This is a genomic window from Shewanella fodinae, assembly GCF_014651955.1.
Classification (GTDB): domain Bacteria; phylum Pseudomonadota; class Gammaproteobacteria; order Enterobacterales; family Shewanellaceae; genus Shewanella; species Shewanella fodinae.
This window is the reverse complement of sequence record NZ_BMXW01000022.1, coordinates 34,571-57,441: the sequence shown is the minus strand read 5'-3', so window position 1 is coordinate 57,441 and position 22,871 is coordinate 34,571. Positions and strand designations below refer to the sequence as shown.

Below are 22,871 nucleotides of genomic sequence, written 5' to 3'. Positions count from 1 at the left end.
ATTAAAGGTTCTGGTTTACGTAGGCCAGCATTTGGTCAACTGCGGAGATGACCTTGGAATTCATCTCATAAACTCGTTGACTCTCAATCAGGTTCACCAACTCTTCAGTCACATTGACGTTAGAGGTTTCCAGTGATCCTTGGCGTATGCTGCCCAGGCCGTCCAGTGAAGGTGTCCCCTGCACTGGGGTACCACTCGCACCGGTTTCCAGATACAAGTTTTGCCCAATAGGTTGTAAACCTGAGGGGTTAATGAAATCCGACATGGTCAGTTGCCCCACCACTTGGTTTTCAGCATTCCCCGGAATTTTTACCGAAACTTCGCCTTCTTCCGACACTGTGATACTCGTGGCGTTATCTGGGATAGTGATACCCGGCTGCAACACATAACCTTCCCCTGAAGTTACCATTTGCCCGGTATCATCTAAGGTAAACTGCCCGTTTCGGGTATAGGCGGTAGTGCCGTCTGGCATTTGGATCTCAAAGAAACCTGGGCCTTGAATCATCAGATCCATGGAGTTGTCCGTGGTTTCCATATTCCCTTGGGAAAAGATCTTCTGGGTCGATACCACCTTGGTACCCGCCCCTAAATTAAGACCATTAGGGAGTTTGGTATTGGCGGCGCTGATACCACCAGCCTGGTTGACGGTCTGATACAACAGATCTTCAAACACCGCCCGCCCTTTTTTGTAGCCGACGGTGCTAGCATTAGCGACGTTGTTGGAAATCACCGAGATATCGGTCTGCTGGGCATCAAGGCCAGTCTTACTGATCCATAAAGCGGGATGCATAATCGTTACTCCTAGCTAATGCGTACTAAGGCCGCAGCTGACTTATCATTGTCTTCTGCCGTCTTCATCATTTTTACCTGCAGCTCGAACTGGCGTTGCAGACTGATCATATTGACCATCTCCTCCACCGGACTGACGTTACTGCCCTCAACTGCACCACTGACCACATTAACTGCGGCATCCGCAGCGGCAGGTTGGCCATTCAGCGTGCGAAATAAACCATCTTCACCACGCATCAGATTGCTATTGCCTGGATTGACCAACTTGATGCGACCCACATTTTCTATCACTTCAGGGGTTGCCCCCTGGGGTCTGACAGATATCGTGCCATCAGTGGCGATCTCTAACTTCTGGATAGGTAATGGGATATTGATTGGACCGTTATCCCCCATCACCAGATGCCCACTGCTGTTGCGTAGCATGCCATTAACGTCAATATTCAAACTCCCAGCACGGGTGTATGCCTCACTGCCATCATCAGCCTGCACCGCAATCCATCCCTGATCTTTAACAGCAATATCTAGGTTCCGGCCGGTGGTTTGTAACGGCCCTGATTTGTAATCAGAAGATGGCAATTCAGTCATCGAAAACACTCTGGTAGGCAAGCCTTCGCCAAATGCCTGCATAGCTCTCGCCTGCGCCATATCAGCCTTAAAGCCATCGGTATTAGCGTTTGCCAGGTTGTTTGCCCGTACTGCCAACGCATCCATGTTCTGTTTAGCGCCAGTCATTGCGATGTAGAGAAATTTGTCCACCAGTTGCCCCGTCAAAAAATGAGCTTATGCTGGATTAAGCAAACTCCGTGCCATTGAAATGCGTTATTGATAAGGTAGGGAAAATAAAGAAAAACAACATGTTATAAAAACAATAAAAGAAAGGCGGCAAGGCATTGCCGTTATAGACAATACCGTTACCGCCCTCAGAGAGAAATTAGCGGATTTGCAAGACAGTCTGCTGCAGGGTGTTATTCACTTCCAGTGTTCTGGAGTTCGCCTGGAAATTACGCTGTGCAGAAATCAGATCCACCAGTTCCGTCGTCAGATCTACGTTAGAGCTTTCCAGATATGATGATTTGATGGCACCAAACACACCACTATTGGCTTCACCCGCCAGTGCTTCGCCAGATTCCAGACTAGCCTTCCAGGAAGTATTGCCCACCTGAGTCAGCCCTTGTTCATTGGAGAACCTTGCCAATGCTACCCGCGCTAATGGTACTGTTGAGCCGTTACTGTATTTGGCAGAAATCAGACCATCAGAACCTACTTCAACGTTGGTCAATCTACCAACGGTAATACCATCCTGAGTCAGTTCGGTGGTGCTGAAACTCTCTGCATATTGTGTTGGCTGATTGAAACCGATAGAGATCTGCTGCGAACCTTCTGCCGCCGCGCTCAGGACATTGGCACCAGAAATACCTAACTGCTGCGTAGTAATCACGGCTGGATTTGATCCTTTATAAGCACCAGTAGCGTCAAAGGTCAGTACCGCCCCAGTCCAACCACCAGTGGTTTGCGCAGTGCCAGTGCTATCGGCGGTTCCATCACCATTAGTATCTGTTTGGTAGGTACCAGCAGCACCGTCAAGATTGACCTGCTTACCATCAACTGCGTAGAAAACGACCCAGTTACTTTCACCGGTATAGGCACCATTCTGTGGCTTAACAAAGTAAGACGTCAACGTGTGAGACTCACCCAGTGAGTCATATACCGTCACTGCAGTAGAATTATTAAAGGTGTTGGAGTCGTTAGGATCAAACGCTGCTGGGTCCAGAGCACTAGAATTGGAGTTAAGATTCATGCTCATCGCCACATTTTTGGTTGCTTGTGGACTGCCTGCAGTATCAGGGATTTGTACTGGTTTGGTAGTACTTAAACTGACTGAAGCGGAATTACCGTCAGAGTCTACCTGGAAACACTGTAAATAGTTGCCTTGGGAGTCAACCAGAAAACCTTTCTCATCACGCTTGAAAGCTCCCGCTCGGGTAAAAGAGAAATCCTGAGTATCGATGGACGAAGACGTCACAAAAAAGCCGTTGCCACTAATCGCCATATCCAGCGCATTGTTGGTGGATTGCAGGTTGCCCTGATGGAACTGCTGCGCCACCTGGGTGGTGGTGACACCACCACCCACTGCAGTCTTGCTATTAGAGAATATGGAGTTAGCGTATACATCCGCAAACTCGGCACGCGACTCTTTAAAACCGGTTGTATTGACGTTGGCGATATTGTTTGCCGTAGTGTTGAGATCTTTCTGCGCCGCGTTAATGCCGCTAAGAGCAATGTTAAAAGACATAATCCACCTCTTGTATTTATACTGTCGTCCGGCTTATCCCGGCGCCAAACTTAGCCTTCAGAAACCGCCAGAACATCTGACAACGCCACCCCACCGATACCACGCACATTGAGTACGGCTCCGGAGCTGGAATTGAGCGAAACACTACTGACATGCCCATAGGTACTGACGTAAAGATCTTCCGATTTACCGTCAACGACCCCGTTAGCTTTGATGGTATATTGACCGGCCGCTACGGCATTACCGTTGTTATCCATACCGTCCCAGTCAACATCTATGTTGCCACCCTCACTACCATCAACAGTAAAGGTTCTAACTACCTGCCCTGTCGCATCTTGTACCGATACTTTGATGGCATTAATTGGCGCGCTAGTACTGATAACACCTCGGATAGAAGGCTCATCAGCCGACAGATAAGCTGTACCTGATGGCACCAACACTTTCTGACCGACCAGACCAGAGGCCTGTAACGCCTGACTGGAGGTCATGACAGTGTTGAGGTTACTGATCTCATCATTTAGTTTGCCAATACCATCTACAGTAGAAAACGATGCCATCTGTGCAATCATCTGGTCATTATCGACAGGATTAGATGGGTCTTGCATCGACAACTGGGTACTCAGCAATGCGAAGAAGTCTTCCTGACTCAACGACTGATTATTAGAGGTTTTAGTGGTGCTAGTATCAGTTGTTGAAGAGTTTACCGAATTGATAGTACTCACGGCCTATCTCCTTTATTCGCCTAGCCGCAGAGTCTGCTGCAGCATGGACTTTGTAGCATCCGCTACCTGAACATTCATCTGGTAGGAACGCGAAGCAGAAATCATATCTGCCATCTCTTCCACCACATTGACATTGGGCTTGTATATGTAACCATCAGCATCCGCCAGCGGATGGTCCGGGGAATATTCCTTCACGAGCGGTTTGTCACTTTCAACAATACCAGCCACTTTCACTGAATAAGCATCCTGCTGTTGCTGCTGACCGTTCGTCGCTTTTGCCAACTCCGCTTCAAATACCGGATGTCTGGCTTTATAGGTTTTATCCACACTGCTGGAAACTGAATCAGCATTGGCAATATTACTTGCGGTAGTATTCAGCCGTACCGACTGTGCTGACATGCCTGAACCGGCAATATTAAAAATATTGAACAAGCCCATTATCAGTCTCCTCTAATCGCCTTTTTCATGCCGGAAAACTTGCCGTCAAGAAACCCCAACGACATTTGATACTCCAGCGCATTCTGCATAAATGCCTGTTGCTCTTCCTGCATATCAACCGTATTACCATCACCAGTGTCGGGCTGATTAGGGATGCGGAATTTGACGTTTTCCTGTACCAATGACTTCATATCAAAATGATTTTCCGCCGTTGCCGCCATCTGCATGCTCTGTTGTTTACCCACTGCATTTTGCAAAGCAGCGTTAAAATCGACATCTCTAGCCTTGTAATTTGGCGTATCGGCGTTAGCGATGTTACTGGACAACACCTCAGCACGCTGCGCACGGATCCCGAGCGTGTACTGATGAATGCCCAATGCCTTATCAAAACTGATCGCCATAAAACCGCCTCTCACTGGATAGTTTGTCAAAACAAAGCAAACTATGTGCCAAAGATATCATGCTGTGATTGGACTTTTTGCAGATAGGAAAACCGTGACGGTAATCGACGCAATAAAAATGCCAGCATATTGGCTGGCATTTTTATTTTTTTAATAATCAATTGGTTAATTCTAATTTTTGCGCTGATAATAAATTCCGGGGTTACAGCGGATCATATCAAATTCATCAGACAACCCCGCAATTGACTCAGAAGCGCCAAGAAACAGGATGCCTTTTGGATTAAGAGCGGCAGCAAATTGCCGCAGGATTTTTTGCTTGGCTTCCGGGGCAAAATAGATAAGCACGTTACGGCAGAAAATAATGTCAAACTTACCCAGCAAGCTATAACTCTCAAGCAAATTGTGGGCGCGGAAACTTACTAACCGTCTGACATTATCCTTCACCCGCATGTTGCCACCCGGCAAGGTATCAAAAAACTGACGTTTACGTTCATCAGATAATCCACGCCCTAATGCTAGGCTGTCATATTCAGCATTCTTGCAACGATCCAGCATCGAAGGCGACAGATCTGTCGCCAAAATTGAGGCGCCACCAGGTAATCCACCAAGGCGACGTTGCTGATATTCGAGGATGGTCATGGCCAAAGAATAGGGTTCTTGCCCTGACGAACATGCTGCCGACCAAATTTTCAGTGGCCGCCCCAGTTTGACAAATTGAGGCAAGATATTATTTGACAATAATTCAAAGGGATAACGATCACGAAACCACAAGGTTTCATTAGTTGTCATCGCGTCAATCACTTCGGCACGTAACTGTCGCTCAGTGGGACGCATCGACTGCTTCACCACATCAGACAAAGAGGGCAGCCCATATTTTCCCATCAACGGTGCCAGACGGCTGCGTACCAGATACTGCTTATTTTCGCCCAGCACAATGCCACTGTGTTGTTCCAAAAACAGCCGGAACTGGTTGTACTCGGTTTCTGCAAGAGATTTATCTGGCACCTTGGTATCCCATATTCATAAAACATACTGGCGTATAGCAAAGGCTAAAGCCTAGCAAACGCCGCTTTATACAGCAGCGTTGCAGGCAACACAAGTCACCGTCAACAATCTTTATCCTGTTCACCCTGTTAGTAAATCATGACAACGTCAGATGTTTGTCTACCGCCGCTGCCAATTCATCAGGATTGAATTTGGCAATAAAGTCGTTGGCCCCAACTTTCTGTACCATAGCATGGTTAAATACACCACTGAGAGATGTATGCAACACTACCTTGATATTTTTAAGTTTTGGGTCATCGCGGATTTCGGCTGTCAAGGTGTAACCATCCATTTCCGGCATTTCAATATCGGAAATAATCAAGGGAATTTCTCGCGCTACATTATCCATTTCAGACGCAATCACCTTCAATCTATCTAGCGCTTCCCGGCCATCTTTGGCGGTTTCTATCTGCAAATTCAGGGAAGATAGCGCTCGCACAATCTGTTTACGCGCCACAGCAGAATCATCTACTACCATAATATGGAAATTCTGTTCGCGATCGATACTAATCGCATTATCAACTTCTTCACTGATCTCAGTTTTTACCGGAGAAATCTCATCGAGAATTTTTTCAACATCGAGAATTTCCACCAGTTCGCCGTCAATCTCAGTCACGGCGGTCAGGTAAGAATAGCGTCCAGCCCCTTGTGGTGGTGGCATAATGGCTGACCAGTTCATATTGATGATACGTTCAACCGACTGCACCAAAAAGCCCTGCACACTGCGATTATATTCGGAGATGATGATAAAACAGTTCTTCAGGTCTTCGATAGGACGACCACCGGTAGCAGCACTTAAATCAATCACAGAAATAGTGGTGCCACGAATATGGGCAACACCTTTGACATAAGGATTCAGTTTCGGCAGTAACGTTAATGGCGGACACTGTAATACTTCTTTTACCTTAAAGACGTTAATACCGAAGCGTTGACGGCCATTTAGTTTGAATAACAGCAATTCAAGACGGTTCTGCCCTACAAGTTGGGTTCTTTTGTTGACGGATTCAAGAATGCCTGACATAAGCCTGCCTTGTGTATCTGCGAGTACAAAATCCCTTCCGTTTTCGGAAAGGCACGTAATTTGCTGTGCTAGCTCCATGCAGCTTTTCAGTCAAAGTTCTGACGCATGAGGATCCTTTACTCATGAAAAGTTACAGGAACTGTTGAAGTATAAGTGTAAATTGGCAAATCAAACCAGCTTGAAATGATGAAATTAAAATTGACATACATTTTTATCAGCACACTCTTGTGGACAACTGTAGCATTGGCCGAGCAACCATCGGTTCCAGCTATATCGGCCATAGAAGCATTAGCTAAAGATGTGGTGGCTAAAAAGGTCAATGCGCCAGCATCTGCGAGGGTCAATATCACACCACAACCACTCGACAGTCGGGTAGCGATCCCGCGCTGCAGTTCACCAATAACAGCAGTGTTGGCATCAGATCGAGAAATCAGCCGTAACAATACGGTACGGATCAGCTGTGACAGCCCCGATTTGAGTTATCCGTGGCAGATTTATCTGTCAGTTCGGGTCGATGTTAGCTACCCAGTTGTGGTGGCCAAAGAGACGCTAGCGCCGGGAGATGTGCTATCTACAGCGCAAATGGAGATCCGTTATGTAGACCAGTACAGTGTCAACGGTGAGCAATTTAGCGATATGCAACAATTAATCGGAACCCGCCTGAAGCGGCGAGTATCGAAGGATTATCCCATTTTTGGCAGCAATATCTGTGTTGTCTGTAAAGGTGATACAGTTTCGATTATCGCAAGAACTGAACAATTTCAGATAAAAACTGTTGGCGAAGCTGTAGAAGATGGTAACCTTGGACAACAAATTCGGGTAAAAAACACCCGTTCAAACAAAACGGTAGATGCGATTGTCACCCATGTGGGCGAAGTCCAGGTAAAAATGTAAAAAAATGCTCAAGCCTTAAGACGCATTGCCGATAATAGAGTTAGACCTTTATACAAGAGTGTTGGAGCCACAAGGCTATGGACATTAAACAACTGCAAAATCAGCCTCGGGTAAACTCAACAACGGTTACCCCAAGCAACAGTAAAGCGGCTGAGAAAACTGATACCACCACTGTTGCCAACAATGACGATTCCGTTGTTGTTTCAGCTCAGGCCCAGCAATTGCAAGGAATGCAGAACAAGATTGCATCTATGCCCGATATGGATATGCAAAAAATTGCCGAGATTAAGCTGGCAATTTCTGAAGGTCGCTATAAAGTGGATCCGGAAAAACTAGCAAACAATATCGCTCAATTTGAAAGTGATATGGTAGATCTCGATCAGGAGTCCTGATGCCACAAGCGCAAGACTTGGAAAGTATGTTAAAACAACAGACGGCCACCCTTGGTCGTCTGTTGTCGTTAATTGACGCAGAAACCAAAGCTTTGGTGGAACGCGATGCCGACACCCTGTTGCAGCTCGCCACAGAAAAACAACGAGTACTGGAACTGGTCGCCAAAGTCGATAAATCTCTGGCTGAGCACCCGCAAAAAATGCAACTCACCCAAGAACCGCTAGCAACACAGGTAGATAAAGCCAAAAGTCTGCTGGCGGAATGCCAACAAAAAAATCAGGCTAACGGCAAGTTGATTGAGCTATGTGCCGCCAGTGTGAATCGACTGGCTCAGGCGTTGCAAACGAGCCGTAATGTCAACAGTCTGACTTATGACGGCAAGGGCAAGACCTCAACCATCGCAACGCTGGGCAATGACCTAGAAGCCTGACTGGCAGCCCTTTTTTCACAAGACTACCGTTAATTTACCTGTATAAAACCCAAAGCGGCAAGACATTGCCGCTTTGGGTGTTGCTCACGCGACCGCTTTAGAAATAGGTGATCTCTTTCACCCGCTGCGGCCGATTCTGCTGTTGGTACAATTGCCAAACATTGGCAAAATCCAGTTCCAGCTCAGTCACATAATTGTCACCCGCTGGATAGCTACGAACCACACGAGCGCCACGGATCACCCCACTAACAGATACCTTGACGTTATCAGACTTCAGCATCCAGTCACCGACTTTACTCTCGGCGTTCAATTGCTGGCCATAAACCTGTTCAGCTAATTCACGGTACGCAGCAATCTTTGATGCCTGCATAGCCATCAGCACTCTTTCAGAGGCGTTTTTTGATGGCTGTGAAGCCAGTGGAGCATAGCCCACTGCCGTAATTTTTGGGAAAGATTGCGGCGGAACGGGTTCCCATTGCACATAACGGTCACGAGTTGTACAACCTGCCAGCAGCATCAGTGCCAGTATTGGCATCCATAATCTCATTTTGTCTCTCCCACCAAATGCACCTTATCATCACCATTGGCACTGTTGCGATATAGCAGACCTTGCTTGGACACCACCAGTTGGGATGGCAACAGATAATCCGGTAGCGCTTGCTGTGGTACATAAAGTTGTGCCGCAGACACCACCTTGTTACCGGACAGTGTAACAATCCGGCTGTTGATCACTATGCCATTGCGCGCCAGACTCACGGTAGAAACCAGTACCTGATCCACCGAAATATTCGCTGGAAGTTTCTGCCAGTCACGGCTCAGCAAAAAATCCCCTTGGGGTGTTACTCGCACAGCATCTGCCACATTCAAATCCACCAGATTGAATCCCATCTGCTGCATTCCAGCCATCAGCCCTTGTTGCAGCTGTGCTGCCAAATTATCGGTGCTCTGCATATCCTCGACCATGACGGGGGTTGCCACCAATAACGGCTGAGTTTGATCCAGAACATCACTGTAACGCACCAGTTCTCTAGCGAGTTGCTTTGAGACGTCAATAATACCGGCCTTGGAGGTTGCCGCAGGTTCTGGCACCGGAGCAACTGTCTGACTACAGCCAGCTAGCAATAGTGCTATGAGGGTCATCTTGATTTTCATATCGGTTCCATTAGCAATATTTCCAGAAATCCGGGAAACAATACGCTGTGTTCTCTCCTGTATCGGCATTGCCGTCCCACACTTAAGCAATTTTGCCACTTTTCACTATGGTTCAGTGGCATAAATTTTGAATATCAGTGGCTAATCTCTACGCCTTCTGCCGGTTTTTTGGCAAATACAGGAATCGTCACCATGAAACAGATGTTTTGCTTACTGCTATTGCTTGGCCTCGCTATCCCTTGTCAAGCGCAATGGGTAGAAGCAACCGGTGATGCCAAAATAGTCAATGGTGATACAGCTAAGGCCCGCGAAACTGCCATACAAAATGCGATACGCCTGGTATTACTGCAAAATGGAGGCAATTTTCAGGCCAGTCAATTTGTCAGTAATGGCAATCTGACCACGCAAGCGTTGGAATTGTCGGCCGCCGCTAATGTCAAAGCGGTGGAGTTGCTCAACGAACGGAAAGATGGTGAACGCCTGATAGTGACCGTTAAAATAGATTTACAGGCTAACGACTCACAATCATGCCCTACCGATGGCCTTAAAGCAGCCATACTCATCCCGCAAGCGGTGTTGGATGATCGCGGCCAATTACGCTATGGCAGACTGGAAAAACTGCCATCCGTGTTAACGCAGCATCTTGCCAGCACGCTAAAGCAGAGTTCAGTTTTTAGTTTTCCACTGGCACTGGCAGAAAAACAAGTCGATATGCCCACGCTAACAACCGCAGGGCTGAGGGTTCCTGCTATTATTAGCGAAATGACAGACAGTCAGTATCTGTTGCTACCGGAGCTCCTCGATATCTCCGTAGCCCCGCCAACCTCTGCCCCATTAGGACTATGGCAACATGATCCCCTGCGCCAATTTCAACTCAGATTGACGCTTTACCATGGGATCAGTGGTGAAATTATCTGGCAACATGAATATACCACCAGCGCTGCCTGGGAATTTGATAAAACCGCCATGGTCAATCCAGCATCCAGCGAATTCTGGCAATCGGCCTACGGTGAAAGCGTCAATGATGTATTGAAGCAATCTGTCACCGATATTGATCAAGCGCTAAACTGTCGCCCATTGCTAGCGCAGATCATCGCCCGCGACAATAGCCGGGTAGTTCTCAATATCGGACGGCAAAATGGCGTTCAGAAAGGTGATAAGTTCAAAATTGCTTTGCAATACAACGTCAATGACCAACTTAATCGACCACATGCATTGGCAACTGCCACACCGGTCACCATCACCATTGATCAGACATCGGAGACAACCGCTACCGCGCTTATTGGTGGAGAAAACGCTGCGCTGAATATCCAGGTTAACGATATTGCGCTTAAGAAATAAGCGGTTAGATTTCAAATCTTTTATTGAGAATAAAATCCAGTATAATCACTGCCGTCTCCTCATAGCTCAACAGGATAGAGCAGCCGCCTCCTAAGCGACCGATCGGGGTTCGAGTCCCTGTGGGGAGACCAGTCACATTCTCATATATCCGCCACATATGACTTCAAAACAAAACTCAAAGCTACTAACCTACGGCAGTTCTTTCGCACGGTTCATTCTTAACAAACTGGCAAGGTTATAAGCTAAAAAACACCATTGTGTTGAAATCTCATCAATAATATGGCCTTACATTTTGGTGATAGGTCAATCGACGCTATGCCAAGCGTTCTGGTCCCAATAGCCCTGCACATTCGGTACACGCTCAGGAGTAGCATGAACGCTGGCTCGCTTTGTTTAAACAGGCTAGCAAGGTTATAATCCGGCGTCCGCCTATAGCAGGAGAAATGCTTGTCTTACAGTTACCTTCCACTAGTTGAATACCGCCGTCAGTGGATTTTTAATCATCACGAAATGCCGGTTCCTGATACGGATAAAGCGGATATTCGGCCATTGACCAATCAAAGTGCGATGGCGTTGTGGAATCGCTGGATCAGCAGCAAAAGCAGCTGTGCAGAAGACTTTGCCAAAGGTGACTGGGCGCTACGCAGTTCTACCTGGCATCATACAGACACATGGCAATCTCAATGGGAGAGTGATGACCCGGAGTTACCACGTCCTATCACTGAATTTATTACATGGGACGATGCCACCCGTGTCTATTTTTGCATTGAAAAGTACGAAATCCTTGAGACCAGTTGGGCCGTTTTTAAACGTCACTGGAAGTGCTTTTTGTTCTGCGACGATGGTCCACTGTTAATCAGCACTCAACATCGGCAAGCTATCTGGTTTACTCAGGACGGAAACTATCGTCTAGGCCTTCGTGGTTAATTTTTACAGGGAACGCTATGAAATTTTTATCTTTGTTGCTGCTGTTGTTATCTGTGTCCGCATCAGCACGGGAAGTGTCTGGTGTTGAAGTGCCAGAAACCTTGTCGGTAACGCAGCAACCATTGCAACTCAACGGTGCTGGCGTACGTAGTAAGTTTTTTATGGATCTGTATGTAGGTGGTCTGTATTTGTCAACCAAAGCCAGTACCACCGCAGAAGTGCTGAATGAAGAAACGGCGGTGGTCAGCCTGAAAATTCTTTCCGGCCTTATCACCTCAGAAAAAATGCGTAATGCCATTGAAGAAGGATTTGACGATGCCACTGATGGTCAAACGCAGCCGATAGCAGCAGACATTAAGCATTTTACTGAATTGTTTGAAGACGAAATAAAGGTGGGTGACGAATTTTTATTGGTTGCTGATAAAAAACATGGTGTGACCGCTTATAAAAATGGGGTTGCCAAAGATACCATTACTGGCGAAGCCTTCCGTGAGGCTCTGCTGAAAATCTGGCTCGGCGATGAACCAGCCCAGAAGAGCCTGAAACGGGAAATGCTCGGTCAATAAACTTATGGCAGCACCTGCAGTCTCAGCTAAAAACGATAGCGCAGTTGCAGAGCACCACTGACATAATTATCCATATCCACTGCTGCATGTTCGCCGTCTTTCAGATCCGGCGACATGCTGTAGCCCAGATAGAAATTCAACGCTGTGGCAGATGTGATATTCCATCCCACCCGGCTGAACAGCCGCCATTCCGACAGTTCCACTACTTGTTGATCGTGCGCTAACACCCGTTCGGTATTTTTGCTGCTGCCAATACCCCATTGCAGCGCCGGTGTAAGACTATATGCCAGTTCAATCCCTGCACCACCAGAAAAATCTGGCATCAAAGGGTTACCCAGACGCCATTTATCGGAGATCTGCCAGTTGAATAGGACTAAAGGTAAAAATCGGGCTTTACCTATGTCGTTGAAATAAGCCCCACCACCCCCCCAGTAGTTGCCATTAGCATAATGTCGCATAGCGCCAGCCATAACACCGTAGCTCTTACTGTCAGCTAATGAGGCATCATTGGCGTAGGCAAATTGCAACGTAGGTGCCGCCATCACAGACCAACCATTACCGAGTTGGTGACTAAACATCAGATTACCGTGGTAACGTCTGGCGGAATCAAATGGGGCTTGCTGGTTGTACTGCTGTGGCATTTTCCAGTCCCAGTCGAGCCAATCAACACCAAGATTGGCGCTAAGACGCCAACTGGGTGCCAACTTCCAATTACCCCGCGCCCCTAATTGCCATGACTGTCTACCGAGTTGACCACCATTATCAATGTCAGTATCAGCACTGATACCTCGGGTCAGACTTACACTGTAAGTCGGTTCTGTCTGTGGCGCTGCCACCGCCACTGAGGCCGTCATTGCCAATGCTAGCGCCGCGGCCAGCTTCCCTGTTTGTTTCATCATTTACCTCGTATCGCGCGATTCTGAATAAGTGGCGCTTTAGTGCACTTACGCCTATCTCTCATCTACAGCTCTGCGCATACTACCAGCCATTGTCACCAAAATTAAAACGGTATTCACAACCATTTGTTATGTCATAAATAGTTAATTATTTTCTGTGCTTTTTTAGCAAATGCTCATAAAGTAATCAGTTATCAATAAGTAAGCTTTAATTGATCCAAGAAAACAAAGCGGCTGCCGATAAAGGCTATAATGACGTTGATTATCCGTTCCTGAGCAACCTCCCGCTTTCAATTTAATCTGTTCCGCAAGGACTATTGGGGAAATTAAGGCGGGTGTAATACCTATTAATAACTAGAGATAGACAGATGAATTATCGCAACTGGCCTATAGCAAAACAGATTGGGATCCTAGCATTTGTTCTGACAGTACTCGTTTTAGGTGCTGTTGGCACAATCTCCTATAAAACTGCAGCCACCGCTTTGAAAGACAAAGCGTTGTCAGCAATGAACAAAGAGATGCACAGTGTCAATGATCTACTGGAGCTACAATATCAGTCACTGCTGGTGATTGCCCACCGCAACGCTGATGTGTTTCGTTCCATGTACCCCGGCACTTTTTCCAAACCAGCAGGGCAAACCACTAACGTGCTTGGCAAAGCCACACCAACACTGATGCACGACTCGGAACTGGTCAACTCATCCATCAGCAAAGTCGACCGTTTTGCCAAACTTTCAGGTGGCACCGCCACTGTGTTTGTCAAAGACGGTGATGACTTTTTGCGTATATCTACCTCTTTAAAAAAAGCTGATGGCAGTAGGGCACTTGGGACTTATCTGGGCAAAAATCACCCTGGTTACAGTAAGCTGATCAAAGGAGAAGATTACGAAGGTTACGCCAAGCTGTTTGGCAAAGATTATATGACTGTTTACAGGTCGATTAAGGATGCTCAGGGAACGGTTGTAGGTATTCTTTACATAGGTTTTGACATCAGCGATTCGATGGCTGAAATTCAAAATACGGTTAAAAAATTAACTGTTGAAGAAAGCGGCAGTTACTCCTTGCTCAAACTATCTGACTTGTCAGTGGTTGCAGATAATACTTTAGCCCCCGGAGAAGTCCCAACAACCGCGCAACTCAATGGTCTGCCGTTACAGTCGTTGGTCAATAACCGTGCACTGGTACAGTACCAAAGTAACGATGGCAGCAATATGGTCGCCATGAGCGATGATATTCCCGGTTGGCAGTGGTTGCTGGTGGGTAAAGTTAAAGTCAAAGAGCTGAACGAAGAGAGTAAGACGCTATTAATCATAAATATTGTGGTGTCATTTGTCGGCATTATCGCGATTACAGCACTGTTGTCGATAGTGCTGATCAATACCGTTAAGCCATTGAGACGGTTGCAGCAGCATATGGAACATTTAGGCCTGGGCGATCTGAGCATTGATTTACCGACAACCGACGCCCACAGTCAAAATGAGGTCAGTCGCATCACCGCCAGTGCCCGGCAAATGACGCTGAACCTACGCAAATTGATTACGGAACTGCTCGATTCGGTACAGAAGCTTGATTATCAGGCCGAACAGGCACAAGAGGTTGCCAAACTCAACGGTGAAGAGTCAAAGGCACTGATGAGCCAGACGGATCAGATAGCCACAGCGATAGAAGAGATGTCGACCTCTATTCGCGATGTGGCTAATCACGCTGGGCAAAGCGCTGAACAGAGTGCCGAAGTGGACAATGCTTCTAGAGAAGGCCATCAGCAGTTAATTCAGGTGGTTGAAAGCCTAAATACACTGGCACAGCAATTGGATCTAAGTCAGCAGGCCGTTGAGGGTGTTGCTAAGGAAAGTGAAGCCATCAACACCATCACCGATGTCATTAACGGCATTGCTGAGCAAACCAATCTGCTAGCACTTAACGCCGCCATTGAAGCCGCCAGAGCCGGTGAACAGGGACGAGGTTTTGCGGTGGTAGCTGATGAAGTGCGTACGCTTGCCAGTCGGACTCAGGCGTCCATTTCTGAGATCAGCCAGACCATTGTCCAACTGCAGGCCAAAGTGAAAGATACCGCCACTCGCATGACCCAGAGCCATCAGTTAGGCAGTAGCTCAGCCGAACAGGGAGAAGCAGCCAACCAGCAGCTCAGCGCCATTACGGAGCGCATTGCTTCGCTGGCAATATCGGTTAGCAGTATTGCCAGTGCCACTGAGCAGCAGAGTGCTGTTGCCGATGAAGTGACCCGTAATCTGCATGAAATTACTGAGCTTGCCAAAGAGGGAGATAGCCGCGCCAATGACACTGTGAGATCTGCCAAGGATCTGGCAGATGTGGCCGCCGCATTGAAGCGGCAAATTGGTGTATTTAGGGTTTAATACCACTAAAAAAGGCGCTGAAAAGCGCCTTTTTTATGTTCACAGTACTATTACTGATTTCTTTGTGGCACCGCTTTCATAATCACTTCGGTGGTATTGGGGCCGTTGTTGATCACCGGGTAACGGTCATAGGTCTGAAAAATCACCTGCCCTTGGTACATAATCATCGCTACCACCCCATAGTTGGTTTTATGGTCCACCGAGTCTGCCGGAAGGATAAACTTGAATGGCACTGGCACTCGCGCAATATTAAAGGATTTCTGCGCCACTATCGCGCCGGGTGTATCCAGATCAATAATGGCAATAGTAATATTACAGCCATCGGGCAACATGAGTTTTTCACGGTAAGAAGCGGCACCATTAACCACCACTGGTGCAGGTGGCTCAACAGTGACACAACCCGCCAGCCATAACAGTCCAGCAGCTATAAGCAATGTTTTTAATGCCTGCATGCTTATTCTTCCTTCTTGGTATTGGTCATTCTTATCAGTCCTTCCTGCGAAGCCGAGGCGATCAACTGCCCCTGCTGATTAAAGAACTGTCCACGGACATACCCCCTGCCACCAAAGGCATTCGGGCTATCCACCGCATAAAGCAACCACTCGCTCATGTTTACTGGACGGTGAAACCACATGGCATGGTCAATAGTCGCCATTCTGATCCCAGGCGTTAAAAAGGATACACCGTGAGGTTGCACTGCCGTCACTAGGAAATTGAAATCTGAGGCATAGGCCAGCAGATAATCGTGCATGCAGTGATCAGCAGGCAGGCGACCATTAGCCCGCATCCACACGTAACGGGTTGGTTCCGTGACAGCTGGAGCCACTGGATTAAGCGGATTCACCATGCGCATCTCAATGGGAGAATCGGCAAGAAACTTCTCCAAAATCTTTGCTGGCACCCGCTCCCGCATGGTCATCGCCAGTTCCTGCTGATTCATTAGGCCATCAGGGCCGGGAACCTCCGGCATTGACGACTGATGATCAAACCCCTCTTCGGGTTCTTGGAAAGAACAAGTCATGTAGAAAATCGGCCGACCTTTCTGAATGGCTTTGACTCGCCGGGCACTAAAACTGCCACCATCACGCATATTTTCAACATCATAGATAATTGGCAGGGTTTCATCTCCGGCACGGAGAAAATAGGAATGCAGCGAATGCGCCTGACGTTCTGGGGGGACGGTTTGTCTGGCGGCACTCAAGGCCTGCCCCATCACTTGCCCACCAAAAACGTGTCCGAATCCCAAATCCTGACTCTGACCACGAAATAATCCCATTTCAATCGGTTCTAGTGTCAGTAACGACAGCAAATTATCCAATACCTGGCTCATATCATCCCATTGATTGTGAATAGGTAACGATAGAGAGTACCGCAGTGGAATGGTCGAATGCCAGTATTAGCTGATTATTCCAATAGCACACCGTGCTCACGACAGGCATTGCGCGCCCATTTGACTATCTGTTCTTCGCCACTTTTCTGAAAGCTGAAGGGATGCGCTTTGCTGAGTTTTGGCCAGGTTTTTCCCACTAGCTCAGGTGTACAGTCATCTGCAGTAAAATAAGCGGGATGGGTTTCAGCTAGCCGCAAGCGACTGATACTACCCGCGGCAGCCAACACATGTTGTCCTGATGGTGCAGATTCACCCAGCAAATACATCGCCGCCGCCACGGGTGCCTCTATTGAGAACATTGCGCCCACATCATCCGCCATATGATGTCCGGTGATACTATTAAATACCTGAGTACAGAGGCTGTTGACGCAGATATTGTAACCCTGCCCCTCCAAACTCAGGCTGTTCACCAATCCAATCAAGGCCATTTTGGCACTGGCATATGCCGCTTCAAACTGATCACCAAACAAGCCGCTAGCGCCGGTTAGCATCAGGATACGGCCAAAGATCTGTTGTCGCATCAGCGGCCAAAATGCTTGGCAAAATAAGAAACTGCCAGTTAAATCCACATCAATTTGACGACGCCAGTCACTTAGCGATATTTTTTCAAATGGACAGGAGTGATGAACACCGGCGCACAGTAGCAAAAAATCAACCTTATTAACCCGCGCCAGTATCTGCTGACACACATCTTCAACCTGCGCCGCATTGGCAACATCACAATACCAATAGTTAACGTCAGCCCCGAGAGCGGCTATCGCTGCCGCTGTTTCCCGACAATCCTGATTGTCGACCAATACGACCCTCGCCCCTCGCTGTGCCAACGCAATAGCAAATGCCCGACCCAATCCTGAAGCTGCGCCCGTAACCACTGCAATCCTGTGCTGGAAACGCATAATGTCAATCTCCTCAGCATATCGATGCTTGGATAGATTTAACGCCTATTTACACTTATTTCGCTTCAATCCCTGATCCATTATGGCTATATTTTTCTTGGAAGGTTGATCAACAAATGTGCGCTGATTCAAACTCTTTTACATGCATTTATCCGATTGTGCTAACTTTCGTGCGGCTTCTTGGTATTCTATAAACAGTTGTAAGTCTGTTGATGTGAATCGTAAACATGAATCCTTGGTTTCTGGCAATACGTCCCCGAACACTACCTGCCGCGGCAGGCCCCTTGTTGATTGGTAATATGCTGGCACTGCCACTGACGAAATTCAGTTGGACGGTAGCGGTGGCATCGATGATTTGTGCGTTGCTATTGCAAATTGCAGTGAATCTGGCGAACGACTATTTTGATTTCAAAAATGGGATCGATACTGAAGAAAGAGTTGGCCCCACACGCGTAACTCAAAGTGGCATGTTGGCACCCTATAAAGTGCGCAATGCCATGACCTTGTGTTTATTGTTGTCGCTGACGGTTGGTGGCTACCTCATATGGCACGGAGGCTGGCCAATTGCAATTTTAGCAGCGGCATCCGTGCTAGCGGCATTAGGCTACAGCGGTGGCCCCTATCCACTCGCCTCTCACGGTTTAGGTGAGCTGGCCGCATTTGTCTTTTTCGGTCTCGTTGCAGTAGTGGGAAGTTACTATCTGCAAGCGGGAAATACCACCACTGCGGCGTGGTTACTCGGCTGTGCCGTTGGGCTGTTGAATGCGGCGATCATGCTGGTTAACAATACTCGCGACATTATGACCGACACCAAAGCCGGTAAGAAAACACTGGCAGTACGCATTGGTGAAGCTCAGGCACGGGTGTTGTATCAAGCGTTGCTGTACCTGCCTTTTGGTCTCATTATTGCGGGTTTTCTGTTAGGACAACTGCCAGGATTTCCGGTATTGCTGGCGGGGTTGTCGCTGATTATGGCGCGAAAACTCTCTTCTGATTTCTATCAGGGTTCCGGTGCCGCACTTAACCCACTATTGGGGAAAACCGCCAAGCTGACCATGATGTTCAGTGCACTGTTCAGTGTTGGTCTGATATTCTGATAAAAGCACTTACAGTAAAAAAGCTTCCAGTATGGAAGCTTTTTTACTGTCAAACGCACACCGCTATCAGTCGATTTTTACTAAAGTACGGTCGGACTGACTCCAGTTCAGGTGATACTTTTCACCCGCTGGCTTATCCGTACGCTCAAAAGTATGAGAGCCAAAAAAGTCACGTTGTGCCTGCAACAGATTGGCGGGCAAAGTGGCACAGCGGAAGCTATCGTAATAGGCCAAAGCAGAACTGATACAAGGAACTGCAACACCGTTAAGCACTGCACTGGCAACTACCTGACGCCACTTTGGCTGCAATGCTGATAAGGCACTGGCAAAGCTTTCAGCCTGAAGCAGATTGTCCAGTTGTGGCGCAGCCACATAAGCGTCCGTAATGGTTTGCAGAAAACCTGCACGGATAATACAGCCGGCACGCCAGATACGGGCAATAGCGGCAAAATCCAGTTGCCAACCCTGCTCTTTGGCATTCATTGCCATCAATTGAAAACCTTGGGCATAGGCACAAACCTTGGCGCAGTATAATGCCGCTTCCAAAGCATCAATCAGCGACTGCCGCTGGTCGATATCAACGTGTGTTTTTGGCCCCGCCAACTGTTGACTGAGTTGCTGACGCAACGCTTTCTGGGTACTCATGGCCCTAGCGTATACCGCCTCGGCAATGGTCGGTGCTGGGCAGCCTATCTGCAGACTGCTAACGGCCGTCCACAAGCCGGTACCTTTTTGTCCGGCTTTATCGAGGATCATTTCCACTAATGGTTTGCCGGTCAGCGGATCCTGCTGCTTGAGGACTTCGGCGCTGATGCCGATGAGATAACTGTTGAGTTTACCCTGATTCCACTGTTCAAAAACGCTGGCGATTTCGGCAGCAGGCATTCCCAAGCCGTGACGCATGAGCTGATACGCTTCGCAAATCAGCTGCATGTCAGCGTATTCGATGCCGTTATGCACCATTTTGACATAATGACCGGCCCCCGAAGGACCGATATACGCGGTGCAAGGTTCACCGCCTTTAATAATCTGACCTGGCTGACTGCGCTCCATTGGCTGTCCAGTGGTGCTGTCAACTTTCGCGGCGATGGCCTGCCAAATAGGCGCGATCTGTTCCCAAGCGTCTTTATCACCGCTGGGCATTAATGAAGGCCCAAAGCGGGCTCCCACTTCCCCTCCGGAAACAGCAGAACTGAAAAAGATAAATTTGTCTTTATATTGCTGCTCACGCGCGATGGTGTCAGTCCACAAACTGTTACCGGTGTCGATGACAATATCATCACGCTCAATACCCGCTGCAATCAGTGCCTGACACACCCCATCCACGGGTTTCCCGGCGGGGACCGATAATAACAGGACTCGCGGTTTGCTCAATGATTGCAATAACTCCTGCATAGCATCGAAGCCCTTCAGCACTAAACCACGCTGGGGCACTTCAGTCAGCGCCTGCTGTTCTGCCGCCAAGACTTTTGCAGCATCCAGATCAAAGGCGGCCACCCGGTAACCATTATCCACAATGTTGAGGGCCAGATTCTTCCCCATCACCCCCAGACCGATAACCCCAATATCAGCAGATTGGAATTTCATAATTTTTCACCAGTTGTCGTTGCTATAACCACAGCGCATTCACGACTCAGTCGTATAAAAGAGCATATTATACTGAGCTTTTGTTGTTTTTTTCCAACAAACTCTGGCGATAACTGCGGCAGATTTGCTCGATTATTCAGAAATGATGAAACTAGCAAACAATAAAGCCCACCAGAAGTGGGCTGTAATTGAATGATTAATAAAGGATCAGATGTGCTGTTGCAGCAAGGCGTCGGCATATCCCATACGGGTCAGCGCATCACGTACTAGATCCAGCGTTAAGGGATCTTCAATCGTTGCTGGCGGTGTATAAGATTGATTGTCTGCAATCTTGCGCATAGTACCCCGCAGAATCTTGCCAGAGCGGGTCTTAGGCAATTTCTGTACAGCACTCACCAATTTAAATGCTGCCACAGGACCAATCTCCTGCCGGACTTTGGCCACCAGCTCGTCATGTAACTGTTTTTCGCTGATATCGATACCATTTTTTAGTACCACCAGCCCCAACGGCACTTGCCCTTTGAGCTTGTCATCAACCCCGATGACCGCGGCTTCGGCAACAGCTGGGTGCTGACACAACACCTCCTCAAAGCGCCCGGTCGATAACCGGTGACCTGCCACATTAATGATGTCGTCAATGCGGCTCATGATGTACAAATAACCATCTTCGTCCATGTAACCAGCATCACCGGTAAGGTAATAACCGGGGTACATGGTAAGGTAACTTTCTTGGTAACGTTTATCGTTTTGCCATAAAGTGGTTAAGGTCCCGGGTGGCAAAGGCAACTTAATCACCACGTTACCCGATTGGCCCGGCGGCACCTGCGCGCCGAATTCATCAACAACTTCCACCTGATATCCTGGCACAGCACGTGCGGGTGACCCAGGTTTTACAGGAATGGCCTGCACACCCATCAGGTTGGCAGCCACTGCCCAACCGGTTTCAGTCTGCCACCAGTGGTCTATCACCGGCTTACCGAGTTTAGTGCCAGCCCAGTGTAAGGTGTCAGGATCGCAGCGCTCGCCCGCGAGGAACAGCGTTTCCAGGCAACTCAGATTGACACCATCGACATAATGACCGTTGGGATCTTCACGTTTAATCGCGCGAATTGCCGTGGGTGCAGTAAAGAAACTCTTTACGCCATATTTCTCAATAGTGCGCCAGAAAATACCAGGATCAGGCGTGCCGACCGGCTTACCTTCGTACAACACTGTGGTTGCGCCTACCAGTAATGGTGCATACACAATATACGAATGCCCAACAACCCACCCAACATCAGATGCCGCCCAGAAAGTATCCCCAGGATTGATGTTGTAGATATGCTTCATGGACCATGCTAGCGCAACGGCATGACCGCCATTGTCACGCACGACCCCCTTAGGCTGACCAGTTGTTCCAGATGTATATAAAATATATAGAGGATCAGTTGCGGCAACGGGCACACATTCTGCTGGAACAGCATCTTTAATGGCCTGCTGCCAGTCGTAATCGCGCCCGTCCTGCAATTGCGCAACATACTGGCTGCGTCCAAGGATCAAACAACGTTCAACTTTATGATTGGATTGTTCCAGTGCTTTATCCAGCAGTGGTTTGTAAGGCACTACCCCGGAAGGTTCTACACCACAGGAGGCACTCATCACCAACTTAGGTTTGGCATCGTTAATGCGGGTTGCCAGTTCATTGGCGGCAAAGCCACCGAAAACCACCGAATGGATAGCACCGATACGCGCACAAGCCAGCATGGCATATACGGTTTCTGGCACCATTGGCATGTAAATCACCACCCTGTCGCCCTTGGTCACCCCAACAGACGCCATATACCCAGCCAAACGGCTTACCTGCGCCTGAAGCTCGGCATAAGTCACACCGTATTCGGTATCCGTGACCGGACTGAAATAACGAATAGCAAACTGTGCTCCCTTGCCGGCCTGCACGTGACGATCCACCGCGTTGTAGCAAGTATTTAACTGACCTTTGCTGAACCAGCGATAAAATGGCGCATGGCTGTCATCCAGTACTTTTTCCCATGTCTGGTACCAGTCTATAGCTTTGGCGCATTCGCCCCAGAACGCAGTTTTGTCCTCTATGGATTGCTGGTACAGGGCTAAACCCGGATCTGTCATCTAACTGTCCTCCCCAAGGACCGCCTCTCGGCATAACACACCCCTTCCTTCCGCTTTCATTAATAGACGCTTTTATAATCAGACCCTATTAGACG

24 protein-coding genes and 1 tRNA gene are annotated in these 22,871 nt (G+C 48.1%); 9 read left to right on the top strand and 16 right to left on the bottom strand.

Annotation, left to right across the window (positions count from 1 at the left end; all coding sequences use genetic code 11):
• Position 1: 1 nt before the first annotated feature.
• The 8 genes from flgG to IE064_RS15835 all read right to left on the bottom strand — a co-directional run bounded on the left by flgG (position 2) and on the right by IE064_RS15835 (position 6,708).
• Complete coding sequence (gene flgG / locus IE064_RS15870; RefSeq protein ID WP_133038571.1) at positions 2-790, bottom strand: flagellar basal-body rod protein FlgG; 789 nt, start codon at positions 788-790, stop codon at positions 2-4.
• An 11-nt stretch (positions 791-801) separates the two neighbouring features.
• On the bottom strand, positions 802-1,545 hold the full coding sequence (gene flgF, locus IE064_RS15865; RefSeq protein WP_133038572.1) for a flagellar basal-body rod protein FlgF: 744 nt from the start codon (positions 1,543-1,545) through the stop codon (positions 802-804).
• Positions 1,546-1,720: 175 nt separating this feature from the next.
• Complete coding sequence (flgE, locus tag IE064_RS15860) at positions 1,721-3,082, bottom strand: flagellar hook protein FlgE (protein WP_133038573.1); 1,362 nt, start codon at positions 3,080-3,082, stop codon at positions 1,721-1,723.
• A 50-nt stretch (positions 3,083-3,132) separates the two neighbouring features.
• Positions 3,133-3,804: a flagellar hook assembly protein FlgD gene (gene flgD, locus IE064_RS15855; protein ID WP_189618696.1), complete on the bottom strand. Its 672-nt coding sequence runs from the start codon at positions 3,802-3,804 to the stop codon at positions 3,133-3,135.
• Between the two features lie 12 nt (positions 3,805-3,816).
• Entirely contained in the window at positions 3,817-4,242 is a 426-nt protein-coding gene (gene flgC, locus IE064_RS15850; protein WP_133038575.1) for a flagellar basal body rod protein FlgC, read from the bottom strand.
• Positions 4,243-4,244: 2 nt separating this feature from the next.
• The gene (flgB, locus tag IE064_RS15845; RefSeq protein ID WP_133038576.1) at positions 4,245-4,643 is read right to left on the bottom strand and encodes a flagellar basal body rod protein FlgB; all 399 of its coding nucleotides are present in this window, start codon (positions 4,641-4,643) and stop codon (positions 4,245-4,247) included.
• Positions 4,644-4,814: 171 nt separating this feature from the next.
• Positions 4,815-5,648, bottom strand: coding sequence for a CheR family methyltransferase (locus tag IE064_RS15840; protein WP_189618695.1), 834 nt, complete (start codon positions 5,646-5,648; stop codon positions 4,815-4,817).
• A 136-nt stretch (positions 5,649-5,784) separates the two neighbouring features.
• A complete protein-coding gene (locus tag IE064_RS15835; protein ID WP_133038578.1) occupies positions 5,785-6,708 on the bottom strand; it encodes a chemotaxis protein CheV in 924 nt (307 codons plus the stop codon).
• Between the two features lie 186 nt (positions 6,709-6,894).
• Between IE064_RS15835 and flgA the strand changes: the two genes are divergently transcribed.
• The 3 genes from flgA to IE064_RS15820 all read left to right on the top strand — a co-directional run bounded on the left by flgA (position 6,895) and on the right by IE064_RS15820 (position 8,425).
• Complete coding sequence (flgA, locus tag IE064_RS15830) at positions 6,895-7,602, top strand: flagellar basal body P-ring formation chaperone FlgA (RefSeq protein ID WP_189618704.1); 708 nt, start codon at positions 6,895-6,897, stop codon at positions 7,600-7,602.
• Positions 7,603-7,679: 77 nt separating this feature from the next.
• Positions 7,680-7,994 (top strand): flagellar biosynthesis anti-sigma factor FlgM, encoded by a 315-nt coding sequence (flgM, locus tag IE064_RS15825; protein ID WP_133038579.1) that lies wholly within the window; start codon positions 7,680-7,682, stop codon positions 7,992-7,994.
• Entirely contained in the window at positions 7,994-8,425 is a 432-nt protein-coding gene (locus IE064_RS15820; RefSeq protein WP_133038580.1) for a flagella synthesis protein FlgN, read from the top strand. Before flgM ends, IE064_RS15820 begins: the two co-directional genes overlap by 1 nt.
• 97 nt (positions 8,426-8,522) lie before the next feature.
• Here IE064_RS15820 and IE064_RS15815 read toward each other — a convergent pair whose 3' ends face one another.
• Both IE064_RS15815 and IE064_RS15810 read right to left on the bottom strand, forming a co-directional pair.
• Complete coding sequence (locus tag IE064_RS15815; protein WP_133038581.1) at positions 8,523-8,972, bottom strand: LPP20 family lipoprotein; 450 nt, start codon at positions 8,970-8,972, stop codon at positions 8,523-8,525.
• The gene (locus IE064_RS15810; RefSeq protein ID WP_133038582.1) at positions 8,969-9,577 is read right to left on the bottom strand and encodes a FlgO family outer membrane protein; all 609 of its coding nucleotides are present in this window, start codon (positions 9,575-9,577) and stop codon (positions 8,969-8,971) included. Before IE064_RS15810 ends, IE064_RS15815 begins: the two co-directional genes overlap by 4 nt.
• Before the next feature lie 192 nt (positions 9,578-9,769).
• Here IE064_RS15810 and IE064_RS15805 point away from each other — a divergent pair, with 192 nt between their 5' ends.
• From IE064_RS15805 to IE064_RS15790, 4 genes are all read left to right on the top strand, one after another.
• On the top strand, positions 9,770-10,918 hold the full coding sequence (locus tag IE064_RS15805; RefSeq protein WP_189618694.1) for a flagellar assembly protein FlgT: 1,149 nt from the start codon (positions 9,770-9,772) through the stop codon (positions 10,916-10,918).
• 55 nt (positions 10,919-10,973) lie between these two features.
• Positions 10,974-11,049 (top strand) — tRNA-Arg (locus IE064_RS15800).
• 316 nt (positions 11,050-11,365) lie between these two features.
• Complete coding sequence (locus IE064_RS15795; RefSeq protein WP_189618693.1) at positions 11,366-11,845, top strand: DUF2947 domain-containing protein; 480 nt, start codon at positions 11,366-11,368, stop codon at positions 11,843-11,845.
• 17 nt (positions 11,846-11,862) lie between these two features.
• Complete coding sequence (locus IE064_RS15790; RefSeq protein WP_189618692.1) at positions 11,863-12,411, top strand: chalcone isomerase family protein; 549 nt, start codon at positions 11,863-11,865, stop codon at positions 12,409-12,411.
• Between the two features lie 26 nt (positions 12,412-12,437).
• Here IE064_RS15790 and IE064_RS15785 read toward each other — a convergent pair whose 3' ends face one another.
• Positions 12,438-13,310 carry a DUF6268 family outer membrane beta-barrel protein gene (locus IE064_RS15785; RefSeq protein WP_189618691.1) on the bottom strand — a complete coding sequence of 291 codons (873 nt, stop codon included), beginning with the start codon at positions 13,308-13,310 and terminating at the stop codon, positions 12,438-12,440.
• Positions 13,311-13,675: 365 nt separating this feature from the next.
• On the opposite strand from IE064_RS15785, the gene IE064_RS15780 reads away from it, so the two are divergent.
• Positions 13,676-15,682, top strand: coding sequence for a methyl-accepting chemotaxis protein (locus IE064_RS15780; RefSeq protein ID WP_133038587.1), 2,007 nt, complete (start codon positions 13,676-13,678; stop codon positions 15,680-15,682).
• A gap of 50 nt (positions 15,683-15,732) precedes the next feature.
• On the opposite strand, the gene IE064_RS15775 is transcribed toward IE064_RS15780, so the two are convergent.
• From IE064_RS15775 to IE064_RS15765, 3 genes are all read right to left on the bottom strand, one after another.
• Complete coding sequence (locus tag IE064_RS15775) at positions 15,733-16,134, bottom strand: YbaY family lipoprotein (RefSeq protein ID WP_133038588.1); 402 nt, start codon at positions 16,132-16,134, stop codon at positions 15,733-15,735.
• Between the two features lie 2 nt (positions 16,135-16,136).
• Positions 16,137-17,012, bottom strand: a complete 876-nt coding sequence (tesB, locus tag IE064_RS15770; protein ID WP_133038589.1) for an acyl-CoA thioesterase II — start codon at positions 17,010-17,012, stop codon at positions 16,137-16,139.
• Between the two features lie 74 nt (positions 17,013-17,086).
• Complete coding sequence (locus tag IE064_RS15765) at positions 17,087-17,968, bottom strand: SDR family NAD(P)-dependent oxidoreductase (protein WP_133038590.1); 882 nt, start codon at positions 17,966-17,968, stop codon at positions 17,087-17,089.
• 227 nt (positions 17,969-18,195) lie between these two features.
• Here IE064_RS15765 and IE064_RS15760 point away from each other — a divergent pair, with 227 nt between their 5' ends.
• The gene (locus IE064_RS15760) at positions 18,196-19,065 is read left to right on the top strand and encodes a 1,4-dihydroxy-2-naphthoate polyprenyltransferase (protein ID WP_133038591.1); all 870 of its coding nucleotides are present in this window, start codon (positions 18,196-18,198) and stop codon (positions 19,063-19,065) included.
• 66 nt (positions 19,066-19,131) lie between these two features.
• Here IE064_RS15760 and gnd read toward each other — a convergent pair whose 3' ends face one another.
• Both gnd and IE064_RS15750 read right to left on the bottom strand, forming a co-directional pair.
• On the bottom strand, positions 19,132-20,652 hold the full coding sequence (gene gnd, locus IE064_RS15755) for an NADP-dependent phosphogluconate dehydrogenase (protein ID WP_189618690.1): 1,521 nt from the start codon (positions 20,650-20,652) through the stop codon (positions 19,132-19,134).
• A 207-nt stretch (positions 20,653-20,859) separates the two neighbouring features.
• Complete coding sequence (locus tag IE064_RS15750) at positions 20,860-22,776, bottom strand: propionyl-CoA synthetase (protein ID WP_189618689.1); 1,917 nt, start codon at positions 22,774-22,776, stop codon at positions 20,860-20,862.
• Positions 22,777-22,871 lie beyond the last annotated feature (95 nt).